The 17,290-nt window shown below is 71.7% G+C and carries 12 protein-coding genes; 3 read left to right on the top strand and 9 right to left on the bottom strand.

The features are described 5' to 3' along the window. The first annotated feature begins 222 nt into the window (after window positions 1-222). A complete protein-coding gene (locus AB0J67_RS32400; protein WP_363488027.1) occupies window positions 223-945 on the top strand; it encodes a DUF2625 family protein in 723 nt (240 codons plus the stop codon). Between the two features lie 178 nt (window positions 946-1,123). On the opposite strand, the gene AB0J67_RS32395 is transcribed toward AB0J67_RS32400, so the two are convergent. The 9 genes from AB0J67_RS32395 to AB0J67_RS32355 all read right to left on the bottom strand — a co-directional run bounded on the left by AB0J67_RS32395 (window position 1,124) and on the right by AB0J67_RS32355 (window position 14,527). Then, entirely contained in the window at window positions 1,124-2,710 is a 1,587-nt protein-coding gene (locus AB0J67_RS32395) for a LamG-like jellyroll fold domain-containing protein (protein WP_363488025.1), read from the bottom strand. Between the two features lie 113 nt (window positions 2,711-2,823). Further along, a complete protein-coding gene (locus tag AB0J67_RS32390; protein ID WP_363488023.1) occupies window positions 2,824-4,707 on the bottom strand; it encodes a family 16 glycoside hydrolase in 1,884 nt (627 codons plus the stop codon). Window positions 4,708-4,715: 8 nt separating this feature from the next. Then, window positions 4,716-6,365: a pectate lyase gene (locus AB0J67_RS32385; protein WP_363488020.1), complete on the bottom strand. Its 1,650-nt coding sequence runs from the start codon at window positions 6,363-6,365 to the stop codon at window positions 4,716-4,718. A 93-nt stretch (window positions 6,366-6,458) separates the two neighbouring features. Then, entirely contained in the window at window positions 6,459-7,811 is a 1,353-nt protein-coding gene (locus tag AB0J67_RS32380) for a pectate lyase (protein ID WP_363488018.1), read from the bottom strand. Window positions 7,812-7,992: 181 nt separating this feature from the next. Further along, window positions 7,993-9,108 carry a Gfo/Idh/MocA family oxidoreductase gene (locus AB0J67_RS32375; protein ID WP_363488016.1) on the bottom strand — a complete coding sequence of 372 codons (1,116 nt, stop codon included), beginning with the start codon at window positions 9,106-9,108 and terminating at the stop codon, window positions 7,993-7,995. 40 nt (window positions 9,109-9,148) lie between these two features. Then, window positions 9,149-10,513: a mannitol dehydrogenase family protein gene (locus AB0J67_RS32370; protein WP_363488014.1), complete on the bottom strand. Its 1,365-nt coding sequence runs from the start codon at window positions 10,511-10,513 to the stop codon at window positions 9,149-9,151. Further along, the gene (locus AB0J67_RS32365; protein ID WP_363488012.1) at window positions 10,504-11,784 is read right to left on the bottom strand and encodes an enolase C-terminal domain-like protein; all 1,281 of its coding nucleotides are present in this window, start codon (window positions 11,782-11,784) and stop codon (window positions 10,504-10,506) included. Before AB0J67_RS32365 ends, AB0J67_RS32370 begins: the two co-directional genes overlap by 10 nt. Then, entirely contained in the window at window positions 11,781-13,211 is a 1,431-nt protein-coding gene (gene uxaC / locus AB0J67_RS32360) for a glucuronate isomerase (RefSeq protein ID WP_363488010.1), read from the bottom strand. Before uxaC ends, AB0J67_RS32365 begins: the two co-directional genes overlap by 4 nt. Window positions 13,212-13,213: 2 nt before the next feature. Continuing rightward, the gene (locus tag AB0J67_RS32355; protein ID WP_363488008.1) at window positions 13,214-14,527 is read right to left on the bottom strand and encodes a Gfo/Idh/MocA family oxidoreductase; all 1,314 of its coding nucleotides are present in this window, start codon (window positions 14,525-14,527) and stop codon (window positions 13,214-13,216) included. Window positions 14,528-14,774: 247 nt separating this feature from the next. Here AB0J67_RS32355 and AB0J67_RS32350 point away from each other — a divergent pair, with 247 nt between their 5' ends. Next, window positions 14,775-15,821 carry a LacI family DNA-binding transcriptional regulator gene (locus AB0J67_RS32350; protein WP_363488006.1) on the top strand — a complete coding sequence of 349 codons (1,047 nt, stop codon included), beginning with the start codon at window positions 14,775-14,777 and terminating at the stop codon, window positions 15,819-15,821. Window positions 15,822-15,826: 5 nt separating this feature from the next. Continuing rightward, window positions 15,827-17,188, top strand: a complete 1,362-nt coding sequence (locus AB0J67_RS32345) for an ABC transporter substrate-binding protein (RefSeq protein WP_363488004.1) — start codon at window positions 15,827-15,829, stop codon at window positions 17,186-17,188. Window positions 17,189-17,290 lie beyond the last annotated feature (102 nt).

The following is a 17,290-nucleotide window of genomic DNA, read 5'->3' as shown; positions in this document are numbered from 1 at the left end:
CTGAAGACACGACGAGCCCATCGACGCGGCATCCAAAAAGGATCTGCGATCGGACCAGCAACCGCCACCGTCAGCTATTGCGCACAAGATCGTTAACGCTATGCGTAGAGGAAGGTGCCCTTCTTAACGCCTGTCCGCCGAGCGTGTCGCGTCGGCGGACAGGCGGGCCGGCGCCCGGCGACGGGACGTCACAAAGCGCGCACCTGTGGGAACATGCCGCCCATGCGACCAGTCGAGGATCTCGTCAACACGGCCGAGGACGCCTGGCCGGAGCTGCTCGCCGAGCTGAGCGACAGCCCGGCGCCGGTACGCGTGCTGCCGGTGGACGAGCCGTCCGGCCGGCGCTGCCTGTACCGGATGCAGGTGACCAGCCGCTCCCGCCTGGGCGCGATGGCGCTGCACGCCGGCGGACTGGTCGTCGACCACGGCTGGCTGCGGCTCTACGGCGGCGGGGACGCCGCGTCCGGCCTGCCGAGCCTCGCCGAGGTGAACGGGTTCGACGGCTCGCCCCGGTACGCCCCGGCGTCGTTCGCGGTGGGCCACGACGTCATCGGCGGGCGGTACGAGGTCAACGGCCCGGTGCCGCCGCCCGGCCGGCCCGGCGCGCCGGGCGAGGTGTGCTACTTCGCGCCGGACACCCTGGCCTGGGAGCCGCTGGAGATGCCGTACGGCGTCTTCCTGTCCTGGCTGGCGGCGGGCGCGACGGAGCAGTTCTACGACGGCCTGCGCTGGCCGGGCTGGCAGGACGAGGTCGCGGCGCTGCGACTGGACCAGGGGCTCACGGTGTACCCGTTCCTGTGCACCGCCGAGGCCCGCCGGGACCTGGCCGCCACGAGCCGGGCCCCGGCCCCGATCGCGCAGGTCGTCTCGTTCACGGCGTCTCTCGCGGCCCAGCTTGGCGAGATCCCGGACGGCGGCTCGTTCGCCGTCCGGATCACGGACTGAATCGGCGTCGGCGGTCTGCCCGACCGAGGCGCATGGCCACATCGCCGCGCCGCGACCTGCGGACCCGAGGGCTCGCCCACTCCGGCAGGCGTCACCACGCGGTCCGGCAGCGTGCGGGGAAGACGTTAAGAAGGGCACCTTCCTCTACGCATGGCGTTAAAAAGGTGCCCTTCCTTTCCTAGATGCGGCCGACGCCGGCGGAGGCGGCGACCTTCGCCGGCACGGTCGCGGCGCTGTCGAGGGTGTATCCGTAGAAGTTCCCCGGCTCCAGCACCGACCCGTTGGCCTCGCACGGCCCGGAGTTGACGAACGCGTTGGCGCGCTGGACCAGGCGGCCCGGGGCGCTGTCGGCGTAGCCGTTCGTCGAGTAGCACGGGAACGCCGTGTTCTCGAAGTAGTTGCCCTCCACGACCACGCCCGCGTTCTCGGTGGACGCGACGCCGTAGAGCCCGATGTTGCGGTAGTGGTTGTTGTACACGTGCACCGGCTCGCCGAAGCGCACCCGCGGATGCCGCTGGTTCGACCCGTCGAACAGGTTGTGGTGGTAGGTCACCTTCAGGTAGCCGATGTCCGCCGGGAACGAGTCGGAGTGCCCGAGCAGCATCGACTTGTCGGTGCCGTGGAACACGTTCCAGGACACGGTCACGTAGTTCGACTGGCGCTTGACGTCGACCGAGCCGTCGAAGCCCGGCCAGAACTCGTTGTGGTCGATCCAGACGTGGTGCGAGCCGTTGTGCACGCTCACCGAGTCGTCGGACGGGTTGCGGAACGTGATGTTGCGGATGATGACGTTGTTGCCGGGCCGCGTGGTCGAGCCCAGCTGCAGGCCGCCGTCCACGATCTCCGCGGTACTGCCGACGCCGATGATGCTCTTGTTCGCCACCACGAGGACCATGTCGCTGACCGTGATCCGGCCGGAGACCAGGATGATGTACGGCTCCGCGCGTGCGGCGTAGTCGGCCAGTTGCGCCTCGGTGGTGACGGTGACGGTCTGGCCGCCCGCGCCGCCGTACGTGCCGTGCTGCCCCTGCGCGTCGACGGAGGCGTACCCGTCGGCCTGCCCCGGCGGGGGCGGAGGCGGCGGGCTGGTGCTCGGGCTCGGCGACGGCGGGTTCGACGGCGAGGCGGGGGCGGACGGGTCGGGGCCGGGGCCGGTGAACACCTGCACGTCGTCGAACGACGCGCTGGCGTACTGCCCGACCAGCCCGATCCGGCCGCTGCCGAAGGCGGTGTCGGTGGCGGTGACCAGCTGCGCGCCGTTGACCGCGCCGCGCAGCGTGCCGCCGGAGACCGACAGCGCGAGGGTGTACCAGGTGCCCGGCGCCACCGCGACGGCCGCCTGGCCGAGCACGGTGATCCCGCCGCCGCTGGTCCGGCGCAGCTCGGCGCGACCGGCGCCGACCAGCACGAACGAGTAGAAGCTGGAGGTGCTCTGCGCGCGGGCGGCCACGCCGGTGCTGCGCGCGGAGCTGCCGAACGCGATCGGCTTGACCCGGGCCGAGACCGTGTAGTCGGTCCAGGTCGCCGTGCCGGACAGGGACTTCGCGTCGGCGCTGGTGCTGGACTGGCGGTAGGCGCGCGAGCCGTCGGTGACCACCGACCAGCTGCCGCCCGAGGTGCTCCAGCCCGAGGAGTTGCCGTCCTCGAAGTCGTCGCTGAACAGGGTGGCCGCGGACGCGGCCGTGGTGAGGCCGACCGCCAGAGCGAGGGCGGTGGCGGTGGTGCCGGCAAGGATCGCGAGTCGCCGGCGGTGCGGTGTCGACATCTCTCCTCCGTAGGGACGGTGCCGGAAGGGACGGTGCGGGAAGGTTGGTGCGGGAGCGTTAAGAAGGGCACCTTCCTATACACAAAGCGTTAAGAAGGTGCCCTTCCTTGCTGCTAGAGGACTACGACGCGGCCGCCGAGGGTGACGACGAGAGTTCCGCTGGAGTTGAACGACCACCCCAGCGAGCCCGTGAACGAGGAGCAGCGGGATCCGTTGGACCCCATCCACCACTGGTTCGAGCTGTCCGTGTTACCGACGATCTTGTCGTTGGTGCCGCTGGAGCTGCGGCAGGACGTGTTGTTGCGGAAGACCGACGAGCCGGCCTCGAAGGTGAAGTTGCGCTCGGTGTTGTCGATGCTGAGGTTGTTCGACACCGTCATCGAGCCGGGGTTGCGGTTGTAGGTGAAGCCGTGCTTGCCGTTGTCGAAGGCGATGCTGCGGCGCACGATGTGGTTCACGCCGATGTCCTCGCCGCCCAGCTTGTAGCCGTTGCGGTCACCCGCGCCGGCCTGGCCGCCGTTGCTCAGCGTGCCGTTTTCGTACGCCAGCGAGTCCTCGATCGTCACCGCGCCGATGGCACCGGTGTCGGTCTTGGTGTAGAGGTCCCAGCCGTCGTCGATGTTGTTGTGGGACACGCAGTAGCGGAACACGTTGCCGGAGCCGACGGTCAGCTTCGCGGCGAAGCCGTCCGCGTCCTCGCCGTCGGAGTCGGCGTTGTCGTGCGACTCCGCGCTGAGGATGAGGTTGTTGGCGGGCCACTGGTCGCGGGGCGTGTCGGACACGATCCGCGACAGCTGCAGGCCGGTGTCCCGGTTGTAGCGGGTGATGGTGCGCTCGAAGATGTTGTTGCTGCCGCCGACGAAGATGCCGTTGTCCCCGGCGCGCTCCACGACCAGGCCGTAGACGTGCCAGTAGTTGCCGTTGACGGCGAGCCCGCGGTTGGCCGGGTCCTCGGCCTGGGCCGAGAAGTTCAGCACGGGCGTCTCACCGGGGTACGCGGTGAGCTTCTTGCGGGCGCTGGAGGTGCCGTTGTTGCCGGGCGCGATGGTGACGGTCTGCCCGTAGTTGTAGGTGCCGCCGCGCATGTAGATCGTGCCGCCCGCGGTGATCCGGGTGATCGCCGAGGTGAGCGTGGTCGGGTTGGACTGCGTCCCGGCCGCGCCGTCGGTGCCGCCCGGCGCCACGTACAGCGCGCTGCTCGGCGGCTGGCTCGGGCTCGCGCTCGGGCTGGCCGGAGCACTGGGCGACGCACTCGGGCTGGCCGGGGCGCTCGGTGAGGCACTCGGGCTGGCCGGAGCGCTGGGCGAGGCACTCGGGCTGGCCGGGGCGCTCGGCGACGGCGCGGCTCCGTCGGAGACCACGACGTCGTCGAACCGCGCGCTGGCGTACGAGGTCACCAGCACGATCCGGCCCTGGCTGAACGTGCTGTTGCTGCCCGAGGCGACCTGCGTGCCGTTGACCCAGCCGGTCAGCGTGGATCCGCTGACCGACAGCTGCACGGTGTACCAGGTGCCGGTGGTCACGGTCAGGTTCACGCCGCCGAGCACGGTGACGCTGCTGCCGTTGACCACGTGCAGCTCGGCCCGCCCGGTGTTGAGCAGCGCCAGCTGGTAGCGGGTCGACGAGCCGGTGGACCGGGCGCCGAGCGCGGCGTAGCGGCCGGAGCCGTTGAAGGCCGTCGGCTTCACCCGCGCGGTGACCGTGTAGTTGGTCCACGAGCTGCTGCCCGCGAACTGCCGGGCCAGCTCGCTGTCGGTCTTGCTCTGCTGGAAGACGCCGGTGCCGTCGGTCACGACCGACCAGTCGCCGCCGGACTTGGACCAGCCCGTCGCCGAGCCGCTGTTGAAGTTGTCGGAGAACAGCGTCGCGGCCATGGCCACGCCGCCGGTCAGGTTCATCAGGACCGTCATCACCACGGCCAGCAGCGTGGTCGCCGCCGCCGTGACGAGGCCGGCGCGCCGGGCGCGGCCGCGGTCGGTGGGGTGTGCGTTGCGCATGGACTCTCCTAGATCTTTCCGACGCCGGCGCCGGCCGTGACGATGGCCTTGACGTCGTTCGGGTTGTCGAGCACGTAGCTGTAGTAGTTGCTCGGCTCCTCCACGGAGCCCGAGCAGTCGGGAGCGCCCGGCTCGGTGCCGGTGAACACGTTGTTGCGCGCGACGCAGCGGCCGGACGGGCCGGCGTAGCTGTTGGTGATGGGCTCCTCGACGCTTTCGAAGTAGTTGCCCTCGACCATGCAGCCGGCATTGGTCTGGCAGGCCACGCCCGCGTCGGTGTTGTGGAAGTAGTAGTTGTTGTAGATGTGCACCGGCTCGCCGTAGCGCACCCGCGGGTTGCGCTGCGGGGTCTCGTCGAACCAGTTGTGGTGGTAGCTGACCTTGAGCCGGCCGGTGTCCTGCTCGTCGTCGGCGTCGTCGCGGCCCAGCAGCATGTTCTTGCTGTGGTGGTGGGTGTGGTTCCACGAGATGGTCACGTACGACGAGCCGCGCTTGACGTCGATCAGGCCGTCGTAGCCCTGGGCCAGGTCGTTGTGGTCCAGCCAGATGTGGTGCGAGAACATCTGCACGTTGATCGAGTCGTCGCTGGCGTTGCGGAACGACAGGTTGCGAATGATCACGTTCTGCACCGCGTTCGCGGGCGGGGACGTGATCGCGTCGTCGATCGGCAGGCCGATGTTGAAGCCCCCGCCGCTGATCCCGGCGGTGGACCCCACCCCGATGATCGACTTGTGCGAGCTCACGTTGTACATGCCGGCCGGCAGCGTGATCATGCCCTTGACGCAGATGTTCAGCGGGCCGGACTGGCCGATCGCCGAGATCAGCTCGGCGGCGGTGTCCACCTCGATGGTCGCGCCGCCGGCGCCGCCGGTGGTGCCGTTGCGACCCCACGCGTTGACCGCGGCGAAGCCGGTCGGCGCGCCGCCGGTGTTGCAGGTGCCGGGCGGCGGGGGGGAGCTGCTCGCCGAGGGCGAGGGCGGCGCGGAGGACGGCGGCGGGCTGCTGGGCCCGCCCGGCCCGGCCGTGTCGTTGACCGTCACGTCATCGAACGACGCGCTGGCGTACGACGACATCAGGCCGATCTTCCCCGAGGAGAAGGCTGCGTCGGTGGCGGCGACGAGCTGGCTGCCGTTGACGAAGCCGGTCAGCGCGGACCCGAAAGCGTCCAGCCGCAGGGTGTACCAGGTGCCGGGCGACACCGGGACGGCCGCGGTGGCCAGCGTGGTGACGCCGCCGCCGGAGACGCGGCGCAGCTGCACCGCGCCGCCGCCGGTGAGCACCAGCGAGTAGTAGTTGGACAGGCTCTGCAGCCGGGCGGCGACGCCGACCGAGCGGGACGCGTTGCCGAAGGCGATCGGCTTGACCCGCACCGAGACGGACTGGCCGGTCCAGGCCGAGCCGGCCTGCGCCTTGGCGTCGGCGCCGGTGCTGGTCTGGCGGTAGGCCTGGCTACCGTCGGCCACCACCGACCAGCTTCCGCCGGACTTCGACCAGCCGGTCGAGTTGCCGTCCTCGAAGTCGTCGGAGAACAGCGTCGCCGCGTACGCGGTCCCGCCGAACTGCGTCGCGCCGAGGGCGACGACGAGGGCCGTCACGCCCGCGCCGAGAGCCGCGAGGACACTTCTGCGCCGTGGAGCCGCGCGCATGGAAAGGGACATGTGCGGAACCTCCTTGGGAGGGACCGCACCCGGTGGTCCGGAGCGGGCGCGCCGGAGGGCGCCACCGGGTGCGGGAGTCGCACGGTGCGGGGGTCAGCCGAGGCCGAGCCTCCCCGCGCCGGAGAGCAGGGTGACCAGCGGCACCGCGAAGGCGGGCAGCGGCTTGTGCTGGCGCAGGGTGGGGGTCCAGCCCGCGTCGGGCGCGAAGTCCGGGTCGTGGACCGCGTTGTACGCGGCCAGCAGGCTCAGCGGCCCCGGCCGCTGGTCGCCGTCCTTGCCCCAGGAGCCGAGCTCGGTGACGGCGGTGCCCTTCCAGTCCTTCAGCACGCGGTCGGCGGGGATGCCGTCCTGCAGCACGAAGAAGTTGTTCTCCAGGTACACCGCCGACTGGATGCCCAGGCCGACGCTGTAGTCGTAGGGCTCGGCGACGCGGAACTGGTTGTTGTACACGTCGACCTGGCCGAACCGGACCCGCGGCGCGCGCTGGCCGACCCCGTCGAAGACGTTGTGGCGCAGGGTGACCCGCAGCTTGCCGACGTCCGGGCCGACGGTGTCCGACGAGCCGATCAGCATGGTCTTGTCGTGGTGGGTGAACACGTTCGCCGACACGGTGACCAGGTCCGAGGTGTGCGTGATGTCGAGCGCGCCGTCGTGCACCTGCCACGGGCGGCCGAAGTACACCGGCTGGTTGCTGTCGGGGTTGTCGCCGTCGCTGAAGGTGTTGTGGTCAACCCAGACGTTGGTCGAGCGGCGCACCGAGACCAGGTCGTACTCGGAGTTCCAGTTGCCCTCGGCGCCGTCGGTGGGCCGCCAGCGCGGGAAGCAGTCCGCGGCGTCCTCGAAGCTCAGGTTGCGCACGATCACGTTCGGCGCACCGTCGATCATCAGGGTGACGTGGCGCAGGGTGGCGCCGCCGAGCCCGATGATGGTGGTGTTGGCGCCGACCTTGATCTCGGTGCGGGCCCGCTGGTTGGCCACCGAGCGCACCCGGGCCTGCTCGATCGGGCCGCTCGGGTCGGCCGCCCGGCCCCACACGGCCGGGTCGTACGCGGCCAGGTAGCTCTCCAGCGTGTAGCCGGGGTCGGCCAGGTCGGCACAGGTGATCGGCGCGCCCTCGGCGGAGGTCATGCCGTCGACCACGCCCTCCACGAAGACGATCTTCGGGTCGGTGCCGGCCACCGCCGCGGCGAAGGCGTTGCGGTCGCGCACCGTGAACACGTGCGCGTCGTCGGCGGCCGAGCCGCCCGTGGTGCCGGCACCCGAGGCGGCCCAGCCGTCGTTCGCGGCCAGCGGCTGGCGGGCGAGCTGGCGGGCCCACCAGCCGGGGCCGCTCGGGTCACCGGTCGCCGCCGCGGGCGTGGCACCCGTCATCAGCAGCAACGCGCCGAGGGCACCCCCGGCGGCGGCACGCCGCACCCGGCGGCCGACCACGCTGTCTATTCGCATCGCGCTCTCCAAGATGTGTCCGATGTGTTACGTCACCAGACAACGTAAGAAAGCGCGAACAATGAAGTCAATGGATCGGAATAGCAGGTTTGTTGCAGTGATTCTGGAACAGTATTCGCTGGTCCAGCCCCCCGTAAGGCTGGATCCTGCGACTATTCAAGTCAGCATTGCCGATGCTGTGTCAGCCGTTTGCAGTCCCCCCCGGAACCGTTGCAGACCACGGCTTGGAAAGCTCATTCATAAGGGCCCCCCGGGCGGCGCAGCGGGCCAGGACGGTGTTCACGCCGCGCAGTGTCCGGTGCCCGTCGGCCACGTCCAGCGCCTCCGGCGCGACCTGGTACGGCGGCTGCGCCGCACGCAGCTGCTCGATCACCGCGGTGAACGACGCGGTGCGCGACAGCGGCGCGAGCAGCGGCTCCCCGGCCGCCCGGTGCGCCAGCAGGTTCTCCAGCAGCGTGGGGCGGCCCGCCACCGCCACCGCCGCCGGCTCGCCGGGCAGCCGCAGCAGGTCCTCGCGGAAGCCCAGCTCGGCGTCGCCGCGCTCGCCGTACACGGTGAGGTCGCCGTCGACGAAGTCCTCCCCCGCCAGCGTCACCGCGACCAGCACGGTCACCCCGCCCGCCAGCGTGATGCGCAGCGTCGCGGTGTCCTCCACCTCGATCGGGCGCACCCGCAGCCAGTCCACCTCGACCCGCTCGACCGGCGCGTCCAGCACGGACAGCGCCTGCATCACCGCGTGCGCGAACGGGTTGGCCAGCGCCCCGTCCAGCGACGGGCGGCCGTCCACGGTCCGCCGGCCGGACCACGGCGAGCGGGCCCAGTACGCGTCGTCGCGCTTCCAGCAGCCGAGCACGGAGATCTGCCGGACCGCGCCGAGCCGGCCCGCCGCGACGGCCGCGCGCAGGCGCACCAGCGCCGGCGAGGCCAGCGCCTGGAAGCCCACCTGGACCACCCGGCCGGTCTCAGCCTCCGCCGCGACGAGCGCCTCGTGCTCTGCCCTGTCGAGCACGGGCGGCTTCTCCAGCAGCACGTCGGCGCCGGCACGCAGCGCGTCGCGGGTCAGCGCCAGGTGCGTGTGCGGCGGCGTGCACACGACGACCACGTCGGGCTTCGTCTCCGCCAGCAGCGCCACGTGGTCGGTGTAGAGGGGCACACCGTCCGGCGGCTCCACCACCTCGCGCGTGTCCGCGAGCGCGACCAGCCGCACCGCCCCGGTCTCCGCCAGCTCCGCGAGCTGCCGCCGGTGGTACATCCCGTGCCCGTTCGCGCCGATCAGCGCGACCGACGTCGCCGTCATCGAACCTCCTCCTCCCCGCCGTGCCCCGCCTGGCCACGCGTCACGGCACGGCCCTGCGGACCAGTTCCGCGGCGCCGTGGGCGGCGAGCTCGGCGCGCCACGCGTCGATCATCCGCCGCCGCGCCGGATCCGGCACCGGCAGCACGCCCGCCTCGCCGAACAGCGCCTCGGTGCTCAGGTCGGCGCGCACCTCGGCGGCGCGCGGGTCGTCGAGCGGCAGCTCCACCCCCGCGTCGGACCGGCCCTCGGCGAACCGGGCCCAGGCCGCCAGGATCAGCGTGGCCAGGGCCGGCTCGGCCACCGTGTTGAGCACGGACAGCGCCCGCTGCGGCAGCTTCTGCGTGCCGTCCATCGCCACCTGCAGGCAGCGGTGGCCCAGGGCCGCGTTGGCGAACCGGGCGAGGGCCGCGTCGCCGTACCCGGCCACGGTGACCCCGTCCGGCGGGGTCATCGACGCCGCGACCTCGGTGGCGACGTAGCGGCGCAGCAGGTCGGCCATCCCGGGCAGGGCCAGCGCCTCGGCGATGGACTCGCAGCCGGCCAGCGCGCCCAGGTAGGCGATCGTGCTGTGCACGCCGTTGAGCGCGCGCAGCTTCAGGTGCTCCCAGGGCGTGACGTCCGTGGTGAGCACCGCGCCCGCCGCCGCCCAGTCCGGCCGGGCGCCGGCGAAGTCGTCCTCGATCACCCACTGGCTGAACGGCTCGCCGACGACCGCGGCGAGGTCGGCCACGCCGAGGTCGCGCTGGGCCACCGCCAGCGTGGCCGGGGTGGTGGCGGGCACGATCCGGTCGACCATGCTGGACGGGCAGCGCACCGAGGCGGCGTACCAGTCGCGCAGCTCGTCGGGGATCACCCCGGCCAGCAGCCGGCCCAGCACCACCCCGTTGGACGGCAGGTTGTCGCAGCTGAGCAGCGTGATCGGCCCGGCGTCGGCCCGGCGGCGGGCGGCCAGCCCGGCCACCAGCAGCCGCGTCACCGCCGAGTCGGGCGCGTACGCCTTCTCCGTCACGGTCAGCGTCACCAGCCGGATCGCCGGGTCGGCCAGGTACGCGACGACCGAGTCGGGATCGCTGGCGGCGTGCACCGAGCCGGTCAGCGCGCCGACCACCTTCGTCCGCGAGTCGGCGCCGTCGAGCGTGACCACGCTGTAGAGGTGGTCCTGCGCGCGCAGCGCCTCCAGCACGTCGCGCGAGCGCGGCGCGACCGCGACGATGCCCCAGTCCCCGCCCGCGGCGGCCATCGCCGCCTCGACATAGACGGCCTGGTGGGCACGGTGGAACGCGCCCACCCCCAGGTGCAGCACGCCGGCCCGGACGTCGCCGGGCAGCACGGCCGGGCGGCTGTCGGCGGGCAGCCGGGACAGCGTCGCCCGGCCGAGCCGGGTCGCGGCAGCGGTCAGCGCCATACGGGGCCGTCCGGGAACGAGTACTGCGCGATCGACTCGGGCTTGAAGGTCACCGAGTAACCCGGCTGCGCCGGGAGCCGGTAGCGGCCGTCGACCACGGTGATGGGGTCCTCGAAGTGCTCGTGCAGGTGCGCGACGTACTCGACCATGCGCCCGTCGAGCGAGCGGCCCAGCCGCAGGTAGTCGAAGACCGACAGGTGCTGCACGTACTCGCACAGCCCGACGCCGCCCGCGTGCGGGCACACCGGCACGCCGAACTTCGCGGCCATGAGCAGGATCGACAGCACCTCGTTGACGCCGCCGACCCGGCAGGCGTCGATCTGGCACACCTGGATCGCGTCGGCCTGCATGAGCTGCTTGAAGATGACCCGGTTGGCGGCGACCTCGCCGGTGGCGACCCGGATCGGGTTCACCGCGCGGGCGACCGCCGCGTGGCCGAGCACGTCGTCGGCGTGCGTCGGCTCCTCGATCCAGTACGGGTTCACCTCGGCCAGCACCTTCATGTTGGCGATGGCCTCGTCCACGTCCCAGACCTGGTTGGCGTCCATCATCAGCAGCGCGTCCGGGCCGATCTCCTCACGGATCAGCCGCGCGCGCCGGATGTCGTCCTCGATCGGCCCGCCGACCTTCATCTTCATCGCCCGCCAGCCCTGCGCGTACGCCGCGCGGGTCAGCTCGCGCACCTGCTCGTCGGGGTAGCCCAGCCAGCCCACCGAGGTGGTGTACGACGGGAACCCGTCGCGCTCCAGCACCGCCAGGCGCTCGGCGTAGCCGCCGTCGTCGGCCAGCAGCGCCAGCGCCTCCTCGCGGGTGATCGCGTCGGAGATGTGGTGGAAGTCGACGTTGTTCACCAGCTCCTCGGCCGGCATCTCGGCCAGCAGGCGCCACATCGGCTTGCCCTCGGCCTTGGCCCGCAGGTCCCACACCGCGTTGACCAGCGCGCCGGTCGCCATGTGGATGACGCCCTTCTCCGGGCCCAGCCAGCGCAGCTGCACGTCGGCCGACAGCGAGCGCCAGAACGTCACCGGATCGGCGAACAGCTCCTCCAGCGTCCTGCCGACCACGTGGTGCGACAGCGCCTGGATCGCCGCGCAGGCGATCTCGTTGCCGCGCCCGTTGGTGAACGTGAAGCCCGCGCCGAACAGGCCGGCGTCGGTGTGCAGCTCCACGTATGCCGCGGAGTAGTCGCCCCGGTTGATCGCGTCGGAGCCGTCGCCGGCGGCCGCGGTCGGGAAGCGTACGTCGTGCACCTTGGCGTCGATGATTTTCATGACTGTCCTACTCGGAAGATCTTCTTGGGCAGGTGGTATGCCAGGTCGGCGATGGTCTCCGCGGCCTCGTCGAGGCCGAGGCGGTGCTCGGCGACCAGGCGCGCCAGGAAGCCGGCGTCGACCCGCCGGGCCACGTCGTGGCGCACCGGGATGGAGCAGTACGCGCGGGTGTCGTCGACGAACCCGGCGGTGTTGTAGAAGCCCGCGGTCTCGGTGACCGCCTCCCGCCAGCGGCGCAGCGCCTCCGGCGCGTCGAGGAACCACCACGGCGCACCGATGAACATGGCCGGGTAGCCGCCGGCCAGCGGGGCCAGCTCGCGGGTGAAGGTGTACTCGTCGAGGGTGTAGACGACCACCCGGAAGCGCGGGTCGTGCCCGAACTCCTCCAGCAGCGGCCGCAGCGCGTTGGTGTACTCGGTGGCGACCGGGATGTCCCCGCCGACGTCGCGCCCGTGCGTGCGGAACAGGGTGGCGTTGTGGTTGCGCGACGAACCCGGGTGCAGCTGCATGACCAGGCCGTCGTCCAGCGACATGCGGGCGAACTCCATGAGCATGTGCGCCCGGAACGCCTCCGCCTCCGCCGCCGTGGCGACGGCGGCACCGGCGGCACCCGCCCGCAGCGCGCGGTCGAAGATCGCCGCGGCCTCGGCGCGGGTGATCCCGCCGGTCGCCGCCGTCGGGTGACCGTGGTCCGAGCAGGTGGCGCCCGCCGCGATGAAGTCCAGCCGCCGCTGCCGCAGCGCCGCGAGGAAGCCGTCGAAGGTCGCGGTGTCCAGGCCGGTCAGGTCACCGAGCCGGACGACCCGGTCGGCCCAGCCGGGCCAGTCCATGTCCACCAGGTCGTCCGGGCGGAACGTGGTGATCACGCGCCCGCCGGGGCCGCCCCAGCCGTCCGCGGCCAGCTTGGCGTGGCGGGACAGGTCGTCCAGCGGCGACTCGGTGGTGGCCAGCACCTCCAGGTTGAAGCGCTGGAACAGCGCCCGCGGCCGGTACTGCGGCTCGGTCAGCTTCGCGGCCAGCTCGTCGTAGACCCGGTCGGCGTTGGCCGCGTTGAACGGCCGCTCGATGTCGAAGACGGTGCGGAAGGTCTGCTCCAGCCACAGCCGCGACGGCGTGCCCCGGAACAGGTGCCAGTTGTCGGCAAGCCGGCGCCAGATCGCGCGCGGGTCGGTCTCCGACGGGCCCCCGTCGACCCGCGGCACGCCCAGCTCGCTCGGCGGGATGCCCTGGCTGAGCAGCATCCGGGTGACGTAGTGGTCCGGCACCACGATCAGCCGCGCCGGGTCGGGGAACGGCGCGTCCTCGGCGAGCAGGCCCGGGTCCACGTGACCGTGCGGGCTGATCAGCGGCAGGTTCCGCGCATGCGTGTAGAGCTCGCGGGCGATCGCCCGCGTGCGCGCCTCCGCCGGGAACAGCAGGTCGTCCACGGTCACTCCCATTCCGAAAGATCGAGCAGTGCGGCCACGTCCACGCTGCGCCCGGAGGCGATCGAGGCGTTGGCGGCCAGACCGGTCAGCAGCGAGCGCGCGCCGTCGAGCGCCTTCGCCGAGCGGTGCAGCGGGTCGTCGTCACCGTTGAAGAGGACACCGGTCATCCGGGCGTCCGCGCCGCCGTGCCCCTGGCGGTCGTACGCCGCCACGGGCACCTCCGTCGGCGGCTCCCAGAACCGGCGCAGGCGCAGCGAGACCCCGCCGGACTCGGCGGCTGCCTCGACGCCGTGCAGCGCCGCCGAGTGCCCCTTGACCGCGCCGGCCACTCCGGGCGCGACGTGGTCGGACTCGACGATGTCCAGTTCGAGCCGGCCCCGGCTGCCGTTGAAGGCGATCCGGTAGCCCTCCCAGGGCGCGTACGCGGTGAGGTGGTACGACATGGTCGCGCCGGAGGCGTAGCGGACCAGCACCGCCATGTCGTCCTCGATGTCGGTGCCGGGGGCGAACACGTTGACGTCGCGGTGGTAGCCGTCGTGCGCCTCGGCGTCGAGGTACAGCTCGGCCAGGTTCGGGTTGTCCGCCAGGTGCAGCGCGAACGGGTCGCCCTGCGCGGCGGGGGCGCCGTGGGCGCGGGCGTAGTCGCGGGCGTAGCCGTGGCGGGCGCCGTCCGCGCCGTAGAAGAACTGGCTGCCCTCCGCGGTGACCCGCACGGGGGTGCTGCCCAGCCACCAGTTGACCAGGTCGAAGTGGTGCGTCGCCTTGTGCACCAGCAGGCCGCCCGAGTTGGCGCGGTCGCGGTGCCAGCGGCGGAAGTAGTCCGCGCCGTGCCGCACGTCGAGCAGCCACTCGAAGTGCACCGAGCCGATCTCGCCGATGGCGCCCTCGGCCAGCAGCGTGCGGACCTGCTCGTGCACCGGGTGGAAGCGGTAGTTGAAGGCCACCTTGACGTCGCCGCCGGTGCGCCGCACCGCCTCCAGGATGCGCCGGCACTTCGGCACGTCCACGGTCATCGGCTTCTCGGTGACCACGGCGCATCCGGCGTCGAGCGCGGCCACGATGTACTCGTCGTGGGTGGCGTCGACGCTGCACACCACGAGCGTGTCGATCCGCTCCTTGGCCAGCATCTCGGGCACGTCGGCGGCGTCGTAGGCGGCAGCGGGCGCACCGCCCGCCGCCTGCAGCCGGCGCTGCTGCGCGGCGATCCGGGCGGGGTTGACGTCGGCGAGCGCGACGAGCTCGCCATAACGGGTCAGGGCCTGCGCGAACATCTGCGCTCGAGCCCCAGTCCCCACGATCGCGTACCGCGTGGTCATCCGGCCTCCTGGGCCTCATGCGACTACAAACGTTTGCAGCAGAACTAACCACCACCCTCCGATCGCGTCAATGGCCCACTCAGAATCGGCCCTCATTGTCCCGATTTTTGCCTATGTTGCGACCTGCAAGGTCCACTCCCGAAACCGGATCGTCATCTTCCGCCGTTGACAGCGGCGCAACCGTTTGCATTAATGGGTCACCACCGTGATAGCCACCACAGGGCCCCGTGTCCACAAAGGAGCGCAGGTGCCGGCCACCATCCGCGACGTCGCCCGAGCAAGTGGCGTGCACGTCTCCACCGTGTCGCGTGCGTTCAGCGCACCGCACCTGGTGAACACCGAGACCCGGGCACATGTGCTGGCCGCGGCCGAGGAGCTGGGCTACCGCCCCAACCGGGCCGCCCGGGCGCTCATCACCGGGCGCACCCACAACATCGGGCTCATCGTGGCGGACATCGCCAACCCGTTCTTCCCGCCGCTGATCAAGGCGGCGGAGAGCCACGCCCGCGGCCGCGACTACCACCTGTTCGTCGCCGACACCAATGAGGACGCCGGTGTCGAGGAGGAGCTGGTGCTCGCGCTCGCCAAGCAGGTCGACGGGGTCCTGCTGTGCAGCCCGCGCATGAGCAACACGCAGATCGAGCAGCTGTCCCGCGAGGTCCCGCTGGTCGTGGTCAACCGGCCGGTGCCGGGCCTGCCCGCGGTCGTCATGGACGTCGCGCAGGGCGCCCGGCTGGCCGTCGAGCACCTGGTCGGCCTCGGGCACCGCTCGATCGCACTGCTGGGCGGCCCGCGCGGGTCGTGGACCAACCGCGAGATCCGCCGGGCGGCGACCCTGGCCGCCCGCACCGCCGGGGCCGAGCTGGTGGTCATCGGCCCCAACCCGCCCACCGAGGAGAGCGGGTCGGCGCAGGCCGACGCCGTGCTGCGGGCCGGCGTCAGCGCCGTGCTCGCCTACAACGACCTCATGGCCGTCGGCCTCATCGACGCGCTCGACCACCGCGGGGTCAAGGTCCCGGACCAGATCAGCGTCGTCGGCATCGACGACACGGCCCTGAGCCGGCGCACCCGCCCCATGTTGACGACGGTGGCCACCCCTACGGCGGCCGCCGGACGGGCGGCCGTCGACATGCTGCTCCAGCATGGCGACGACCGCCGCACCACCGCACTGGTAACGCTCCAGACCGAGTTGGTCATCCGCGACTCGTCAGGCCCGGGCCCGCATCGCACTGCGGGCCCGGGCAGGCGGCAGCAACCGCCCCTTGACGGTGTCGCTTCCGAGAGCAGGGAGTGAAAGCTATGCACCCAGCGACACCCGCGTCGGCCGGCGAGCCGACGCAGCACAACGGTAGCCTGCCGGCCGGTGGATACAACCGCCGCCACCTGCTGCGCATGCTCGCCGGAACGGCCATCGCCGTCCCCGTCGGCGGCCTGTTGGCCGCCTGCGGCGAGGAGGAGCCCGCGGTCGACCCGAACGCCCCGGTCACCGTCTCCTTCTTCTGGTGGGGCGGCGAGGCCCGCGCGAAGCTGACCGAGGAGGCGCTGAAGCTCTACATGAGCAAGAACCCCCGGGTCACCATCACGCCGACCTGGCAGGCCTTCACCGGGTACTACGACAAGCTGGCCACCATCTCGGCGGGCGGCAACGCGCCGGACATCTTCCAGATCGACGACAACGGCCTGGCCGAGTACGCCGGCCGCAACGTCACCCTGGACCTGTCCAAGTACACGTCGAGCAACAAGATCGACGTGTCCAAGCACCCCGAGAGCCTGACCAAGTACGGCCAGCTCGGCGGCAAGCAGGTCGCGATCGCCACCGGCGAGAACACCCCGGCGATCATCTACGACAAGACCAAGCTGGCCGAGCTGGGCGTCGAGGCGCCGCAGATCGGCTGGACCTACGAGCAGATCATCACCTGGGGCGCCGGCGTCACCACCAAGGCCGGCGGCAAGTACTGGGGCCTGATGGACCCGAGCTCGGACTACAAGGCGCTGTGGCTGTGGCTGCGCGCCCAGGGCAAGGAGTTCTACGACGGCCCCAAGCTCGCCTTCACCGAGGCTGACCTGGTCAACTGGTTCAAGCTGTGGGTGGACGCCCGGGCCAAGGGCGCGACCCCGCCCGCGGACATCTGCCACGAGGCCGTCACCGGCAGCGTCGCCACCCAGCTGGTGGTGACCAAGAAGGCCGCCGTGTCGTTCATGTGGTCCAACCAGCTGTCCGAGATGCAGAAGGCCACCAAGAACGACCTGGCCATGACGGCGTACCCGGGTGACCCGAAGGGCCAGTGGGCGCGCGCGTCGACCTACTGGGCCGCCTCGCGCACCACGAAGTCGCCGGACGTGGTGGCCGACATCATCAACTTCCTGGTCAACGACGTGGAGGCCGGCAAGATCCTGGGTGTGGACCGGGGCCTGCCGAACAACCTCGACGTCCGCAAGGCGGTCTCCGACTCGCTGACCGACCAGAAGATGAAGGACACGGTCGCCTTCGAGAACGAGATCACGCCGAAGTTCGGCCCGGCCCCCGCGCCGCCGCCGAAGGGCCACAGCGGCCTGCGCAACACGCTGCGCGACATCGCCGAGACGGTGTCGTACGGCAAGCAGACCCCGGAGGCCGCCGCCAAGCAGTTCTTCACCGAGGCCACCGCCGCTCTGGCGTGAACCCGGCCCGGCGGGCCGGCCGTCCCGGGCCCGGAGATGACGAGCTTGACGCCGGTCAGGCCACGGGCGGTCAGCGCGCGTAGGAACGCCAGCCAACCCGCG

The sequence above is a fragment of the Catellatospora sp. NPDC049609 genome (assembly GCF_040675365.1).
GTDB lineage: Bacteria > Actinomycetota > Actinomycetes > Mycobacteriales > Micromonosporaceae > Catellatospora.
This window is presented reverse-complemented; position numbering and strand designations above follow the sequence as displayed.